24 protein-coding genes are annotated in these 15,940 nt (G+C 32.2%); 17 read left to right on the top strand and 7 right to left on the bottom strand.

All coding sequences use genetic code 11. The features are described from left to right. Window positions 1–6: 6 nt before the first annotated feature. From N456_RS22860 to N456_RS22775, 17 genes are all read left to right on the top strand, one after another. On the top strand, window positions 7–597 hold the full coding sequence (locus N456_RS22860) for a hypothetical protein (protein WP_062062717.1): 591 nt from the start codon (window positions 7–9) through the stop codon (window positions 595–597). Further along, window positions 598–825 carry a hypothetical protein gene (locus N456_RS22855; protein WP_062062714.1) on the top strand — a complete coding sequence of 76 codons (228 nt, stop codon included), beginning with the start codon at window positions 598–600 and terminating at the stop codon, window positions 823–825. It abuts the gene before it with no gap. A 33-nt stretch (window positions 826–858) separates the two neighbouring features. Further along, window positions 859–1,356, top strand: coding sequence for a hypothetical protein (locus N456_RS22850; RefSeq protein ID WP_062062711.1), 498 nt, complete (start codon window positions 859–861; stop codon window positions 1,354–1,356). Window positions 1,357–1,371: 15 nt separating this feature from the next. Continuing rightward, a complete protein-coding gene (locus tag N456_RS22845; RefSeq protein WP_062062708.1) occupies window positions 1,372–2,127 on the top strand; it encodes a hypothetical protein in 756 nt (251 codons plus the stop codon). Beyond that, the gene (locus tag N456_RS22840) at window positions 2,124–3,818 is read left to right on the top strand and encodes a YncE family protein (protein ID WP_062062705.1); all 1,695 of its coding nucleotides are present in this window, start codon (window positions 2,124–2,126) and stop codon (window positions 3,816–3,818) included. The genes N456_RS22845 and N456_RS22840 overlap by 4 nt, the downstream gene beginning before the upstream one ends. After that, the gene (locus N456_RS22835; protein ID WP_062062702.1) at window positions 3,815–4,264 is read left to right on the top strand and encodes a TIGR02594 family protein; all 450 of its coding nucleotides are present in this window, start codon (window positions 3,815–3,817) and stop codon (window positions 4,262–4,264) included. Before N456_RS22840 ends, N456_RS22835 begins: the two co-directional genes overlap by 4 nt. Window positions 4,265–4,365: 101 nt before the next feature. Further along, the gene (locus N456_RS22830) at window positions 4,366–4,824 is read left to right on the top strand and encodes a hypothetical protein (protein WP_062062699.1); all 459 of its coding nucleotides are present in this window, start codon (window positions 4,366–4,368) and stop codon (window positions 4,822–4,824) included. Further along, entirely contained in the window at window positions 4,821–5,312 is a 492-nt protein-coding gene (locus tag N456_RS22825) for a hypothetical protein (protein ID WP_062062696.1), read from the top strand. The genes N456_RS22830 and N456_RS22825 overlap by 4 nt, the downstream gene beginning before the upstream one ends. Before the next feature lie 10 nt (window positions 5,313–5,322). Next, window positions 5,323–5,850, top strand: a complete 528-nt coding sequence (locus N456_RS22820; protein WP_062062693.1) for a hypothetical protein — start codon at window positions 5,323–5,325, stop codon at window positions 5,848–5,850. Between the two features lie 26 nt (window positions 5,851–5,876). After that, a complete protein-coding gene (locus N456_RS22815) occupies window positions 5,877–6,344 on the top strand; it encodes a hypothetical protein (RefSeq protein WP_062062690.1) in 468 nt (155 codons plus the stop codon). Continuing rightward, window positions 6,341–6,769, top strand: a complete 429-nt coding sequence (locus N456_RS22810; RefSeq protein ID WP_062062687.1) for a hypothetical protein — start codon at window positions 6,341–6,343, stop codon at window positions 6,767–6,769. Before N456_RS22815 ends, N456_RS22810 begins: the two co-directional genes overlap by 4 nt. A 5-nt stretch (window positions 6,770–6,774) precedes the next feature. Further along, the gene (locus N456_RS22805) at window positions 6,775–7,017 is read left to right on the top strand and encodes a hypothetical protein (RefSeq protein ID WP_062062684.1); all 243 of its coding nucleotides are present in this window, start codon (window positions 6,775–6,777) and stop codon (window positions 7,015–7,017) included. A 3-nt stretch (window positions 7,018–7,020) separates the two neighbouring features. After that, window positions 7,021–7,365: a hypothetical protein gene (locus N456_RS22800; RefSeq protein WP_062062681.1), complete on the top strand. Its 345-nt coding sequence runs from the start codon at window positions 7,021–7,023 to the stop codon at window positions 7,363–7,365. A 264-nt stretch (window positions 7,366–7,629) separates the two neighbouring features. Beyond that, window positions 7,630–7,926, top strand: coding sequence for a hypothetical protein (locus N456_RS22790; protein ID WP_158447956.1), 297 nt, complete (start codon window positions 7,630–7,632; stop codon window positions 7,924–7,926). A gap of 27 nt (window positions 7,927–7,953) precedes the next feature. Then, complete coding sequence (locus N456_RS22785) at window positions 7,954–8,403, top strand: hypothetical protein (RefSeq protein WP_062062672.1); 450 nt, start codon at window positions 7,954–7,956, stop codon at window positions 8,401–8,403. 8 nt (window positions 8,404–8,411) lie between these two features. Next, on the top strand, window positions 8,412–9,047 hold the full coding sequence (locus N456_RS22780) for a glycoside hydrolase family 73 protein (protein WP_062062669.1): 636 nt from the start codon (window positions 8,412–8,414) through the stop codon (window positions 9,045–9,047). A 154-nt stretch (window positions 9,048–9,201) separates the two neighbouring features. Beyond that, window positions 9,202–9,696 carry a D-Ala-D-Ala carboxypeptidase family metallohydrolase gene (locus N456_RS22775; protein ID WP_062062786.1) on the top strand — a complete coding sequence of 165 codons (495 nt, stop codon included), beginning with the start codon at window positions 9,202–9,204 and terminating at the stop codon, window positions 9,694–9,696. Window positions 9,697–9,769: 73 nt separating this feature from the next. Here N456_RS22775 and N456_RS22770 read toward each other — a convergent pair whose 3' ends face one another. From N456_RS22770 to N456_RS24685, 7 genes are all read right to left on the bottom strand, one after another. After that, window positions 9,770–10,678: a phospholipase D family protein gene (locus N456_RS22770; RefSeq protein ID WP_062062665.1), complete on the bottom strand. Its 909-nt coding sequence runs from the start codon at window positions 10,676–10,678 to the stop codon at window positions 9,770–9,772. 120 nt (window positions 10,679–10,798) lie between these two features. Then, entirely contained in the window at window positions 10,799–11,095 is a 297-nt protein-coding gene (locus tag N456_RS22765) for a hypothetical protein (protein ID WP_148639424.1), read from the bottom strand. Between the two features lie 530 nt (window positions 11,096–11,625). Continuing rightward, window positions 11,626–12,012, bottom strand: a complete 387-nt coding sequence (locus N456_RS22755; protein WP_062062657.1) for a hypothetical protein — start codon at window positions 12,010–12,012, stop codon at window positions 11,626–11,628. Between the two features lie 294 nt (window positions 12,013–12,306). Continuing rightward, a complete protein-coding gene (locus tag N456_RS22750; RefSeq protein ID WP_148639422.1) occupies window positions 12,307–13,284 on the bottom strand; it encodes a hypothetical protein in 978 nt (325 codons plus the stop codon). A 5-nt stretch (window positions 13,285–13,289) separates the two neighbouring features. Then, complete coding sequence (locus tag N456_RS22745; protein WP_205410299.1) at window positions 13,290–14,273, bottom strand: hypothetical protein; 984 nt, start codon at window positions 14,271–14,273, stop codon at window positions 13,290–13,292. Window positions 14,274–14,275: 2 nt separating this feature from the next. Beyond that, entirely contained in the window at window positions 14,276–15,157 is an 882-nt protein-coding gene (locus N456_RS22740) for a hypothetical protein (RefSeq protein WP_148639420.1), read from the bottom strand. Window positions 15,158–15,237: 80 nt separating this feature from the next. Next, on the bottom strand, window positions 15,238–15,940 hold a 703-nt coding region (locus tag N456_RS24685; protein WP_158447955.1), incomplete at its 5' end, for a hypothetical protein.

The following is a 15,940-nucleotide window of genomic DNA, read 5'->3' as shown; positions in this document are numbered from 1 at the left end:
CGAGTTATGATCCTTGACCCTACATATAGAATACATCATCGAAACTCTTTTGGTTTGTTTTCAAGAAAGCGAGCGAAAAAGAAGAGACATTTTCCTCACATATTTAGACCTGCAAAATTAGCTGCTAGTTCTTATAAAATAGGAAAACGGAGACGTATTAAAGTTGTAAAAAAGCATATCCCTGTAAAAATACATGCCCCAGTAAAAAGGGTTTACAAAAAAAAGAAAAGACCAGTTTTAATCGCTGTAGAGTCTCGAAGAATTGCAAAGAGAAATAAAGTAAAACCAACTAAAAAAATACAACGATCACAATCAATTCAACAAAAAAAAATACACCAAAAAAAGAAAAAAGAAGTACCAAAACAAAAAATGATTACCAGAAGGTATATGGCTAATGTTCCTCCCATTAATCCCATGACTCAAAAAGATAAGGGTATACAAGATAAACAAGCACAGGAACAATATCATAAAGAAACGGGGGAAAAAAATGGACGAACAACAAAATATAAAAACATAAAAGTAGGAATTGCAATCACAGCAATCACTTTAGTGAGTGCTTGGGCTATTTTTTCCTATACCACTAAAACAAAATACTAGATGGATATACTAGCAAAAATAACAGAACAGGAGTTTACTGAATCGGGAGAAATCCCGTTAGGGTTTTTATTTGCTTCTGTTAAAAATATAGGAGATACCCCTATAACAGTCAACAATGTGACATTAAAATCAGGGGAAGCGAAAAGTTACCCGTTTATCGGAAAGCCTTACAACGCAATTTCATTTGAGACGAATGATTCTACGCTACAAGTGCTTTATGTACTCTAACCATTTAGAATCATTCAAAAAAATAATACTATCATGATAGCAGGAGAAACTGAACAATTTATAGAAGATCATCTAGGCGAGGAGCAATATGATGATTTTTTTAGAAGTAAAGCAGAACGTATCAAACGACGTGCTTTACGAAAAGCTAAACGCCAAGCCAGAAAAAAAGAGCGACAACAAATACGAAAAGAACGACGACTAGCCAATATCAGAAGGGGAGGTTTTTTTTCCAGATTAGGGCAAGCGTATCGTGATCTTGGAGGAGGACAAGCGATAGGAGGAGCAGTAGATACAGTACTTACCAAACCGATACCTGTACAATCACAAGAATTAGCAAAAGATTATAATATAGGGCTTAAAAACAATGCTAAAGATACTACTTCGAAGGATGATGCTCTAAATGATGATAAGAAAAAACCAAACTACACTCCTTACATCATAGGAGGTGTAGCACTCCTTTTTGTAGGCATTGCAGGGGTTATACTGTACAATAACAATCAAAAGAAATACTTACATATCACAAAAAAATAATACTTACATCTATCTATGGTTATTCCAATTCCCTCAAATCGAGAAGCTCTTACCATTCTACTTACAATCAAAGTAGAATGGGCAATTGAGGTTGGAATCAAGGTTTTTGATCCTAAGTATTCCAATACGCATTATTTCCGAAGAAAAGTAAGCTTAAAAAAAGGACAGCAGAGAAATATTGAGATTCCATTACCCGTAAGTGCAAAGCAGCTCATCTTACAGGTATATGATAAAAGAAATCCTAACGACTCAGGGATTACAATCACTGATTTTAGTGTAGAAAAAATGACTCCTCCTAAAATATGGTCTACTCCTGAACGACAGCGTTTTATGGATTTTTCGGTTCAGTTTGCTCAAAAAGCAGGATATACCCCTACAGGATTTTATGATAGTCCAACACAAGAATTTCTATTCCAGTACCTCCCTGCGATTGTAGATAGTTTTGGTAATGAATTAATTACTCCTGCTCGCACACACCGTAAAATGCCAAGGGTACAAATCTCACAGCGTTTATTTAGAACCTTTACAATCCCTATTCGCGTAGCGATATTAGCTCATGAAGGGTGTCATTGGTTTTTAAATACCAGAAGTCAAAAAAGGGCAGATCTATGTGGGATAGCGTATTATTTAGCATATGGTTTTCCGAAAATTGAAGCCGTCTACGCAGCAACTAAAATTTTTAGCATGTATCCTGAATTAGTAGGGAAAGCACAAGTAGAACGCACCAAAGATATTATAGCATTTATTGATAATTATACCCTGTCACAATGAAAAAAAGTACCGAAATAGCATTACTTACGAGCATTGGATTAGTGGCACTTTTTACATTATTGAAATGTAGTTCACAAAAAGCAAAGACCAAAGCGTTAGATGCAGAAGCATCAAGTGATGAAGATGGTTTTATAACAGCAGCAAAGCATATTGATGCAAAACCAACAAAAGTTATTTCAGAATCATCTAAAAGCTTAAAAAATCAAAGGAATAAAAGACCTGAAAAACGCTTATTTAAAAAAACAATAGCAACAACGAATCCTAGTATACTACAACAGCAAGAAAAAAACCAACTAACCATTACCAACACTTCATCGATAGAACGTGCAATACATTTATGGAGCGGTCATAAGAAACCTCCATTAAGTCCTGTATTATCAGGAGATATCAAAGATCATAGTGTACATACCATTAGTATAGAAAATAGTACGCAACCTAATATCTATCCACAAGGAATGCTTATCAATCCTTTTAATGGATATACCTATATCGCAAATCAATTGTCTAGTACCATAAGTATTTTAAATAGTGATGGATCATTGATCCGTAGTATCGCAATTCATCCATCATCTGCCTATGGCAGTTCGCCCGTAGATCTGGCTGTAAACTCCCTTGCTGATTCCCCAAACTACGGAAAGGTCTACGTGGCGAATATTTTAAACAATACTGTTAGTATTTTAACGACAACATTAGAAGTTGAAAATACCATTGTAGTAGGGGTTCGACCTATAGGAATCACTTTTAATACCGTAAATCAACAACTATATGTCGCCAATATTGGAGAAAATACAGTAAGTGTACTTGATGCTACAGAAAATCTGATTGCTACGATACCTGTAGGGAAATATCCTCGCAGTATTGCGTTTCATCCTGAGCGTGGAGATAGTTACGTTTTAAACTCAGGAGATAATAGCATTACTGTATTAGATCAAAATAATACGGCAGAGACTACAATTACTGATATCGGAGATGGACTAACCACTGCTATTTTTAATCCTATAAACGCTAAATTATATGTCGTATCATCACGGAGTAATTCTGTAATTCCAATAAATTTAGAGACTCACACTAAAGAAACTGAAATCTCTGTAGGGGCAGCTCCCTACCGAATCGTATATAATCCAAATACTGAATTGATGTATGTTGGAAATAGATATGATAATACCTTTTCGATTATCAATAGTATAGATCAGGTAATTGAAACCTTAGCATTAGGCGTGGTAAATACAGGAGTGGTTGTAGATATCAAGAATGATCTGATTTACAGTACTGATACGACAGGGTCTTCGATTTCTTTGATTAGCTACAAAAAAGAAAGTAGTGCCGTACGTATTAATGAAGAATACTATAGTAATCGAGAAGATTTTACATTCAATCCTGTAAAAATACAACACGTAAAGTTTGTTTTTTCAGGAACAAAACGCTTTGAAGTATTGACGCTTCAAAAAGAAACAATAGCAGGGAAAGCAAGTACACACTCGATTTCGTTATCGAAATATAGTAGCCCTCAAAATTTCAACACTATTGCGGAAGTCACCGAATTTAAAGATACGATTCTAAACGGGCGTGTGGGATGGCTTTTTTCTATAGCTCCAAAGCAAACGATTACGATTATAACCTATTATCGTCAGATTGAAATGCAACAACTTCTTAACTATGATATGGGTATCATTAAAAACAAAAACAGATGAATACATGTATTGAAATAGCATTAGCAGAGTATGGTGTTACCGAAAGAAACGGCACATTACATGACAAAAGGATTCTTCAGTATTTTAAAGATATTGGACATTCATGGGTTACAACTGATGAAGTGGCATGGTGTAGCGCCTTTGTCAATTGGGTAGCCCTGCAATCAGGGTGCTCCAGAAGTAATAAGCTCAATGCGCGATCATGGCTCAACGTAGGCAATAAAGTTACTACGCCTACTCTTGGAGATGTGGTTGTTTTCTGGAGAGAAAAAAGAAGTAGTTGGAAAGGGCATGTAGGCTTTTTTATAGGATATAGTGAGGATAAACGCGAAATCTATTGCTTAGGAGGTAACCAAAATAATCGAGTATGTATCAAGGCATATCCTACATATCGATTATTAGGGTTTAGAAATATAAAGACATGGGGACAACCGATATCAGCATAAGAGGATATTACAAATATATAAATAACACTAGATATGAACATCTCAGATCGACAAATTAACGAAAAAATCAATCGAGTTTTTGAACTATAAATTAGTATGTCATGCCTATTGAAATTACTATAGAAAATAAAAAATTCATCGTTCCAGAAGGTAATGATCCTTGTGAATTATGGGTTGGATATTTCAACAGCTTAAAAAAAGAAACCGGTAAAGAAAAAGCAAAAATGTTATGGCTGATTACGTGGAAAACCAATCACAATGTCAGTTGCACTACCAATGCGAACTTCAATACATGGTTAAAGGAAAATGGTATAGATGTATCTAATGCAGCGACTCGTCATATTGCTGATGTTTCAAAAATAGGAAGTAACATTCTTGGAATGGGGAAAAATCTCAGTAGTTTTTTATCGTGGGGTGTCCCTGCTGCATTAGCATTTATAGTACTGGTGATAGGGATTGTACTTTGGAAATCTTCTAAAGATTTAGATGCTAAAGATCTAGCCATGTTAACACCAATAGGCAGAGGAGCAAAAGGAGCTTTAAAAATCGTAGGAAAATGACCAAGACTGGGAAATTAAAAATAAGTGCAGCCATAGCATCCGTAGCGTTTGGAACGGTTCTATATTTTCGAATACGAAAGCATCAACAAAAGCAGCTTAGTGATAAGCTATTGAGTCTTTTAATGCTAAAATTAAACCCTGAGACTAAAGGACTTTCTGCCCAAACAGCCTTTGATATTAACTATGCACAACGAGTCCTCAGTACGCGTTCAGGAACGATAATCGTATTGAAAGAAACTACTGCAAAGCGCTTTGCAGCGAAAATACATTCAGGATTTGGATCTTGGTACAAGGGAGATAATGAAGAGAGGATTTATAATGTTTTTAGAACATTAAAAGATAAGGTACAAGTATCACAAGTAGCAAAAGCATATCAAGAGCTGTATGATATCAACTTGATTGAAAAATTACAAAAGCGTTTCGATAAACAAGAAATCAAAAAAGTACTTGCTATTGTTGATCCCTTAGATGATTATCGAATAGTATAAAAAATGAAAAATGGAAATCACCAAAAATATACAATATACAATTGCAACAGTAGGGGTACTCGGTATAGTTGCAGGATATCTGTTATATAAAAAATCAAAGAAAAAAGAAATGGGAAATATGCATCCTCCTGCTGTTACGACTTCTTCAGGAAAACCCATCAAGGTTTCAAGAATGGGGTCGAGAACAGCTAAAGTACTTGAAGAGCCAAATTGGAAAGATCCCTTTGATATGAAGTATACCAAAGATGTAAAAGACTGGTTGAGAAAACCCATTAAAGAGCTATCTCCTAAAATAGCAAAACAATACGCTAGGAACTTAAAAAATGCAAAAAGAAGATTTAATGATGATGAAGCAGCAGTAGGACGTGTTTTTAAAAGACTAAAGGATAAAACACAAATTGCCACACTATCGAAGGCTTTTTTTGATCTCTATAAAGTTGACATGTGGAAACATCTCGATAGTTTTTTAAGTACCAAAGAAATGGAGCGATATGTCTCTAGATTTAAAAGAAAATTACCGAATTACCGATTGGCATAGATAGCGAGATAATAAAGGATAGAACAATGAAAAATACCAGTAGTAATATAAAAAAACAGTCAAACTATTTCCTATGGGGAGGAGTAACTCTAATTGGAGTGTTAGGGTGTGTTGTATGGTATTTTAGTCCCAAAAATAAATTTGTAGAAGTTGGAGAAACTCAAATACGATCAGATTATCAAAAGCAGAATGATCAAGAAAATATGATAGCAGAACCTGTTATTGAAAAAAAAGTGCGTAGCTCTAGATTTCGATGTGTTAATAGAAAATACCCACTAGCCTACGGTACATGTCATCCAGATGTAGAAACACTTCAGAAATACCTGAAGATATATAAAGAGGATCTTGGGAATTCTGGAACAAATAAAGATGGGGTTGATGGGATGCTTGGTAGAAAAACGATTAAAGCAGCACGAAAACGATTAGGAAAAAACTCGTTTACAGAAAAAGATATAGAAGGAATGAAAACAGATATAAAAATTATTAAGATATGAAGAAGTCTCAAAAAGCACTATGTATCGTAGGAATTATAGGTATTAGTATTTTAGGCTATAGTTTATTTCAAAGAAAAAAGAAGCCACTTCTAAACAAAACAGCACCAGAGAAGCCTTCTAGTTCTTCAATTCATCAAACGACACAAGCACAAAGTAGATCAACTCAAAAGTGTACTACTATAAAAGAAAAACCATCCGAAAAACAAAGTGTATTTCCATTACAAAAAGGAGATCGAGGAAAAGAAATTGAACGATTACAAATTTGGTTATTAAGAAATCATGGATGGAAAGGAGAAATTACAAAGGTATTTGATTTACAAACACTCCAACTTGTACGTAAAAGCTTAAAAAGGGATCAGGTAGCACAGGAAATCTACCAAAAATATAAAATGGGAACCCCTATTTATCAAAAAACAAAACACTAATACCTATGGCTGCGAAAAAAAGAACTATAAAGCACTATCTCGATGCTCTTGTCGATAAAGATGGGTTAAAGACAGAAGTCACCATAACACTTACCAATCATACCATGATGAAAATTGTAGCTTCTCTATTGATTTCAGGAATTTGCATTGTTACCATATCACACTTAATAAAAAATTACTTCCCTAATATGCAATTAGCAAAAATTCAGAAAGAAGTAATGGACATCACAAAAACATTAAAAAAATAACCTATGGAAGCTTTATATCAAAATATTATAAAATATATCAACACCCTAGATTGGGCATATGTCATCACATTTATATTACTCTCATATGCCATCAATCATTATAAAGTTACGGAATGGATTGCCAACGGTATTGGCATAACAATTCGAACACGTTATCGCGTACTTATCGTAGGGGTCATCTATGGAATTATCGTATTTTTTGCACGAGACTACACCCTACAGAGAGTAGAACATCTATTACAATCATTTGTATTTGCGATTGTATTTCACAAGTTCATCATCGAAATTTTAGTAGAACGAGTATTCCCAAAGAAAGATAAGCGAACTACTACTAATGAATATCTATGAGTAACTGGAAATTGATAACTCCTATTCTCATAAGTATAGGAATACTTACAATTTTAATGATATGCATATTTCCATTAGAGCAAAACATTGTTACGCAAAAAAATCTGAAAAAAATAACAGAACTAGAGTATCATAATAAGATGTTGATAGAAGTGAATGAGATTTTAGATGATAAAATCTTTGTACTAGAAGCACAAACTGATAGTTTAACAAATTTGATTCTACAGAACCGAAAGGAAGTCATCCAATTAAAAACAAAAAGACATGAAAAAGTACGTGCTATGGATAATTACAACGATGATCAATTATATCGCTATTTCACAAAGTTTAGAACCAAAAGTGATTCAACAAAACGATAGTACTTATTTCTGTTTTACAGTAGTACAGTCTAAAAAGCTAGCCAAGCTCATAGAATTAGGAAATTATAATGATACTTTAGTTAAGAAGCTTACTACTACAAATTGGAAGTTACAGCTCGTAAGTGATACAAAAGATAATGTGATTGATTTTAAAAACCAGAAGTTAAGTAGCTATGCAACTATTGTAGAGGTGTGGTCATAACAACAACCCTTTTAATAACTAAATAATATGAAAGCAGGATATCAAAGTGATAAATTTGAAATCACAAAAAATAAGCAGAAAGTATTTTCTGTTCTTGATGAGAATGTAAATTCAGAAAGTGTATTGTATATCAATGATAGAAATACGTATGCTGTTATTAATACTAATTTAATAATCCCCCTGAATATAAGGCTTCGTAGGGTTGGTGGTGCAGGAAAAATAGGAGGAAGTGCAGATGAGGGCACTGTTTTAAAAATGCCTGTTCCAAAAGAAGTCAATGGAGTGATTGCTTGGACAACGCTAAGTAGCGAAGGGAATTTTTTCTTTTGTCAATTTAGTGGATTTGGGGTTTTAAATATTGAAGGAGAGTTTACTTCTGAATTAGATGAAGTCATGATACATTTTCCCTCGTATATCGCAAAAACTCCCTTGGAAATACCACAAACACCTATTTTTAATACTGTACCAACTCCATAAAATAGCATATGCCTTCATTAATCAAAGAACAGTTTGTAATTCGTTATTACGAATATGCTAAAAAAGCATCGGAGAAATCAGACATGCCGATTCTTTTTGCCTTAGCGCAATGTGCATTAGAAACAGGGTGGGCAAAACATATCAAAGGCAACATGATGTTTGGTATGAAAAAAGGATCAGGTAGAAATTATGGCGGATGGACAGAACGACAAACCCAACTGATTACGACTACGGAATATTCGAATTCCAATAATCGAAAATTTCCATTTATTTTCTATGGATATCCTATTCGAGCAAATGGTAAATGGAAATACAAAATAAAAGATGTTTTTAGGGCGTATCCAAGTCCGCTATATTCGTTTATTGATTGGGCAGGATTACTCTTTCAAAACAGGAGGTACAGGTATGCATTACAGTACAAAAAAGATCCCTACCGCTTTGCAGAAGAAATTGCAAATGCAGGCTATGCTACTGATCCTAATTATGCCAGAAAGGTCAAACGTATTATGAAAGATATTGAGCAAATTATTGCGCTTAAAAAACTAAACAGAAAGAAAACAGTTCCCATGATTCCGATAGCACTAATGTTAATTAGTGTTGCAATTATAGCAGTAGTAGTGCTAAAAAGAAATTCAAATAACTAATCAAATGATCGTAGACAAAGACAATTCAAAAGGCAATGGTCTAATTAAACTATTCCTAATTTTCAGTATCATCAATCTAGGTTTTAACATCTACATAAAATCAAAAATGGTTGAAAAAAAGAAAAACGGGTGTAATTGTACTAAAAATTAAATGATGCATCGCAAATCAACTGTTTTTATGATTTTAGGAGTAACTAGTATTGCGATATTGGGAGGGATTATTATATCAAAAAAGAAAAAAAAAAAATCGACTAAGGTTGATCTTTCTCCTTTTGATAGTCCCGATAGTCCTGACTCTGGAAAATGTATGGATCGAAAATTCATACAAATGCTTCAAAAGCTTGAACAAGAAACGAAATATCCCATATTTAAAAAGATTAACTCTGGAGCTAGAACAGCATACTGGAATAGTAAAGTTGGAGGGGTTTCGAATTCTGCCCATAAAATCCCAAAATGTAAAGCTGCCGATATTGCTACACCTACAACTGCTATTAGAAATAGAATTGTTAGAGCAGCTCGTCAGGTAGGGTTCAAAAGAATTGGGGTTGGAAAAAGATTTGTACATTTGGATAATGACACTTCTAAACGTCAATATGTGGCATGGGGATATCCAAAAGGTGCAAAACCTGCGATTAATCCTTTTGTATGAATATTACTAGTTTTATTTTTTTGATATTAAAGATGTTGTTTATTCCTTTTTAAAATGATTACAATCAAAAATATTATTCCATAGGTAGTAGTACTTCTTTATCTACTAGATTAGAATTTTTGATTGTTTTGTCAATTATCGATAGTATATATTGCATCACTTTCTCTAATCCTTCGGGAGTTTTTTCAAATACCCTCTTTTTTTCAAGATAAATACAAACTCGTTTGGGATTCCAATAAAAACGAATCCCTTCCAGTCCATTACTTATACTTGCGATGTGTTGTTCTCTATAAGAGTTAAAATCAAAATCACCATAGAATCTTAGAATAATTCGATAGCCAATTTCTAAATTAATATTTTTTTTAGGAAAATCTCTAATTATCAACATCTCATCTTCTATTTCAGTTTCTATCTTATCTGATAGCATTTCAAAATAAGCTTTAAATGCAGGAATATAAAAGTTACCTTTATCCATATACACTTCATCTAATTTTAAAATATCTTTCTTGGGAATAAACAGTGGTTTTAGATCACATTTAGAATTTTCAAAATCTTTTTCAAGGACTGATACACTCCTTATAGAATTAACTTCTTCTACCGCTTTAAAATAGATGTTTTCATCTAACTCTCGGTTTAATTCAATGCCCATTTCTCGATTATATCTTTCAGAAAATTCATGTAAATTCATCGATGTTATGATTAATGAGTCTTCATTATAATAACACTTAGCATGGAGGTTTTCACAAAAGTAAATTTGAACATTTGCTAATTCATACAAAACCTTTTTTTCTCGTTCCTTTAGCTCACTTTTACCATATATTAAAGTAACTTTAATATTCTTTTTACAAGCATATTCTATTCGCTCTCTCAGGGTTTTAGAAAGTTTTAAGTACGGAGTAACAAGAGTTAATTTACTTTGAGCATTTAAAATTAGTTGCTCAATAGAATTAGTAGTTCCTGCCGTAGTTAAAAAATTTGCCATTTTCTGAAGAGTAATTTTGTGTAATTTGTGGTTAACTCATTTTTCAAATATAACGACTACAGAAATAATTACCAAGAATACCTGTTGCATAGAACATTATGTGAAAAAGGTTTAACAGTGTTATTCGTTAGATAATAATTCAATAGATTTAATATCAACTAAATAAGGGTTGTTTGTTCTAGAAATTAGATCGAATTTTTCAAGGATTTCATTAATAAAAACTTTACCTATAACTGTTATATACTTACCGTTGTTTTCTTTAATCAGTACTTTTCCTGTATTTTTATATTCATTTAGGAGTAAGACTATTTTAGTTTTATCTTTTAGAATTATACGATGAGTAGAAAAAAGAATATTTTCTTTTTGATGAGAAAATCTCCCTGTAATTGACAAAAATTTCCCTTCATTTTTCTTCAAATATTTTAGACCTTTAATATATTCATTTTTGATCTTTACGGTGGTAGAACACCCAAAAAAACAAATGAGAAATGTAACTGATATACATGTTAAATTAGATCCCATTAACTAATACTTAAAAATATTCCACTTAGAGTTTTGATAATCGACCTCATGAATAGTAACCGCTACTCTTGTAGTATTTGATGCAACAGAAAGTTTATTCATTATGATCAGTTTGTTACAAAATTTTAAGATCTCTTCAATAGGAAGAGATCTTAAATATAAGGCATCTTCAATTTCTGCTTCTCCAGTGATACTGGTGGCATAATCAGTGCCATTGCGGGGTACTGTAGGGATAGAATAGTAGAACTCATTACTCTCTGAATTTGTTAAAAAANCAGGGTAATCAGACAAGAAATCTGTAGTATTATGATGAAGTGAACACCTAAAATCAGGGTTCAAAATCGTGTCTATAGTATTTTTTATGGTCGTTGGTTTCATTCTATTGGTTTTAAGAATAGTAAACATTATCTGATTAAGTGTGTAACTTAATATATTGATACTGCTGCTTTAAGACTATTTTCTAGCTTAACAATTTTGGCTTCTATGTCAGCTAAAGATAATTCTTCTTTCATTCTATTAAATGTTGAAACAAATCGAGTAACATTCTTTTTGTTTTTTCCGAAATCTATTAGTTGACTTTCGATACAAGCACTTTTTAGACGAATAGAGCCATTATTAATACTAATCGTTACTTCTTCGCTCCATGATCTCCACGAGAATTTAGTAATTGCAACACATTCTGTTTTGAACAAAGAATCAACATTCCATTTTAGTTCTTCTATGGTTTCTATAACTATAATGAATAATTGTTTATCTGATAGTCCTGGTACTGTAATGTTTTTGACATATTTTGGTGGAAATCCGAATATCATATTATTTATTGTTTAGTTGTTGTACAAAAATACTTAGGGATTAATTTTGAAAATTTTTAGAATAAGGAGTACAAAGAGTCTATGCTATATAAGTTCTATTGGTCTATTTTTAATGCTATTTTGTGTTTAGTAAAACACAAAAACCAATAGTATAGCAGTAGCTCAATTATGAGATATAAGTGTATGTAACTCCATCTCGACTAATGTCAATTTTAGTTGTTGATAACAGATATTAGTCTTTTTTTCGTTTCGTTAGCCAAAGGAATTAATCGGATTTTGGGTGGGGAATTACCATTATCGTATAATTTCTAGCTTATTACTGCCTTTGGGTTTATGAAGATGTAAATATTTTGATTGCCTTTCTTTTCTCATTTTACCACTCATCTCAACCTCGACACCATAAGAGTAAGCTGCTCTACCTTTTCTGTCAATACTTTTCAATGTCACTACTTTTCCGTCACCTCCAAAAATAATTTTATACTTATCCATAGGAAAAGGTTCTATAAAATCGCTATCAATAACATTAATAAAGTGATTTATTCTGCTTCTTATTCCTGAGTTTTTAGAGTCATTGTAATGAGCAGATTTCAAATACTCCAATTCTCTGGTTGTAGCCATGTCAACCCATTTTTTCTCATCTTGATTTTGGATAATATCATCATATTCTTTATAGAAATCTAGAATTTCTTGCTCTAATTCTTTTGGATCCATATCTATAAGTACTTGTGATTCGCTCCACCCATTTAATTGATAGGGTACTTCTGCCTCAAAGGTAAATGTCTCTTCATAATAGGGCAATCCATCAGTAAGAGGGGCATAATGTTCTTTTACAATATCATAGGCTCCAGCTTCATATGGTTGTTTTTTATCTCTCTTAAAGATTTTAAGCCTAAAACTATCATCGGCATCTATAGTTGTATATTCCTTATTATTAATTTTACCCAATGGGAATAGTTTGATCGTTACTTTTTGAATACCACTTTGTAATATCCTGCTATTAATAGGTGTAGCATGATTCATCAATCCTACATTTTCGTAATGTTCAAATATTAAAATACCATTGATATAAATTTCATAAAAACAACCACTCTGATATCCTTCTATAAAATATTGTGGCATGGTAGTATAGTCTAGTGAATCTACATTACTATATAATCGTTCTATAGGTCTTTTCATATTGTTTTTTTTATGATCTTGTGCGCAAGAGCCACAAAACACAAAAACCGATAGTAAAACAGTCGCCCAATAGGATATAGCTATTTGAAACTTCATTATCATTATCGTATAATCTCTAATTGATTACTACCTTTGGGTTTATGAAGATATAAATATCTATATTCTTTATATTTATAACTTTTACCATTTTTTATTTCTTCAATTCCATAATAATATGGGGATTTACCAAGTTCTATCAAACTTTTTAATGTTACGACTTTGCCATCTCCTCCAAAAATAATTTCATAGGTATCTAATGGAAATTTTTCTTTAAAATTACTGTCAAATGCCAAAGTAAAATTATCTATCCTATTTCTTATTTTCGAATTTGTAGAGTTATTATAGTGAACGGATTTTAAATATTCTAACTCTCTGTTTTTTATCATTTCTACCCATTCTTTTTCATCTTGATCGTAAATCACATCTGCATAATGATCATAAAACGTCAATATTTTTTGTTCTAATTCTTTTTGATCCATTTCTGTAAGTACCTGCGATTCACTCCACCCTTTTAATTGATAAGGCACTTCTGCTTCAAAAGTAAACGTTTCTTCATAATAGGGTAGCCCATCAGTAAGTGTAGCATAATGCTCTTTTACTACATCATAGTCTCCTGCTTCATATGGTTGTTTTTTATCTCGTTTAAAAATTTTAAGTCTAAAACTATCATTGGCATCTATAGTTGTATACTCCTTATCATCGATTTTACCAAGAGGAAATAACTTAATTGTCACTTTCTGAGTGCCACTTTTTAAAATTAAATCATTAATCGGAGTGGCATGGTTCATCAATCCTGTATTTCTGTAGTGTTTAAATCTTAATATTCCGTTTATATAAACTTCATAATAACAACCACTTTGGTATCCTTCTATAAAATATTGTGGCATAGTGGTATAGTCTAGTGATTCTACATTACTATATAATCGTTCTATAGGTCTTTTCATATTATTTTTTTTATGGTCTTGTGCGCAAGAGCCACAAAACACAAAAACCGATAGAATAACAGTAGCCCAATAATAAAAGATGTGTGTATGTAATTTCATCATTGTTACCGTATAATCTCTAGTTTATTACTGCCTTTAGGTTTGTGGAGATATATAAATCTCGAAGTTCTTACTTTCTGTCTTTCTCCTTGATAGTCTATATTTTCAATAAATGAAAAAGCTGATTTACCTCTTCTTTCTGTACTTTGCAATGACACCACTTTTCCATCTCCTGAAAAAACTATTTTGTATTTATCCAGTGGTTTTATTTCAATATCTTCGTTATCAAAAGTATTTGTAAAATAATCTGTTCTTAATTTAATTTTTTCTTTATCAAAATAGTTAATTGAATGATTAGTCTCTTTTTCAATATTATATATAAGATTAACCCACTCATCTTCTTTGTGATTCTTTAATATATTACCATATCTTTTATAAACATCTAGGATTTCTTTCTCTAATTGGTCTTGATCCATTTCTGTAAGTACCTGCGATTCACTCCATCCTTTTAACTCATAAGGTACTTCTGCTTCAAATGTAAACGTTTCTTCATAATAGGGTAATCCATCAGTAAGTGTAGCATAATGCTCTTTTACTACATCATAGTCTCCTGCTTCATATGGTTGTTTTTTATCTCGTTTAAAGATTTTAAGCCTAAAACTATCATCTGCATCTATAGTTGTATATTCTTTATCATCGATTTTTCCTAGAGGAAATAGCTTGATCGTTACTTTTTGAGAACCACTTTTTAATATAACATCATTAATAGGAACAGCGTGATTCATTAACCCTACATTTTTATAATGTTTAAACATTATAAAACCGTTTACATAGATTTCATAATAACACCCACTTTGATACCCTTCTATAAAATACTGTGGCATAGTAGTATACTCTATTTTTTGTTCATGAAGTTTGTAAATTTTATTAATAGGTCTACTTTTCATTTTTTCATTTTTTTTATTTTCTTGCCCGCAGCAAACAAAGATTACTAAAAAGGTAATTAATATTGTTTTGTTGAAATGTTTCATTTTTTATAATACTTTTCTGGTTTGTGTGGATTAAATATCTCAAATATATACATTCTACCCAGACTCGCTGTGCCATACCCGAATTTAGGAATTTCGTTTGTTTCGTTTGTTTCGTTTGTATTTACTAATTCTATATCATCATGTACAGTGATAGTCATTTTTTGAAAATACTCCCCTGTGATCCCATCAAAGAATAGAGTGTCTTCTAGATAGGGACCTAGATTTGGATGAATTCCAAATCGTCGGGTGATCCCTGCGGCAGTATGTAAGTTTAGTTTTCCTTCTGCTTTAGCATGCACTTTTACAGGAAATAATTCAAAAAAAACTTCTTGCCATTTGCCTTCTATTTTTACTTCTCCCTCTAAGGTAACTCCTATCTGCCCTTCTAACTGTATGATGTCTCCATCTTTTAAGACATTACCACCGCCACCTTCTTGATGTACAGCAGTATTGTTTATTCTAAATTCTTTTTTTAGCGTATCGTATAGGATATTAATATCAAAACTAATAATCCCTTCTACCAACGCTGTTACTTTAAATTTTTTCAACGCTTTGGGTAATCGTTCAGGATCGAATTCATATTCTGATGAGATTGCAATTAGAGGGTCTGCCCGTAATGTATATTGTATAATTCTGGTAACTTCTCCTAGCTTATCTTTACTTTGTTCTCTATGAAATCCAAAATTACAACTCACTTTT

Origin of the sequence: Aquimarina longa SW024, assembly GCF_001401755.1 — a bacterium.
GTDB classification, from domain to species: domain Bacteria; phylum Bacteroidota; class Bacteroidia; order Flavobacteriales; family Flavobacteriaceae; genus Aquimarina; species Aquimarina longa.
This window is presented reverse-complemented; position numbering and strand designations above follow the sequence as displayed.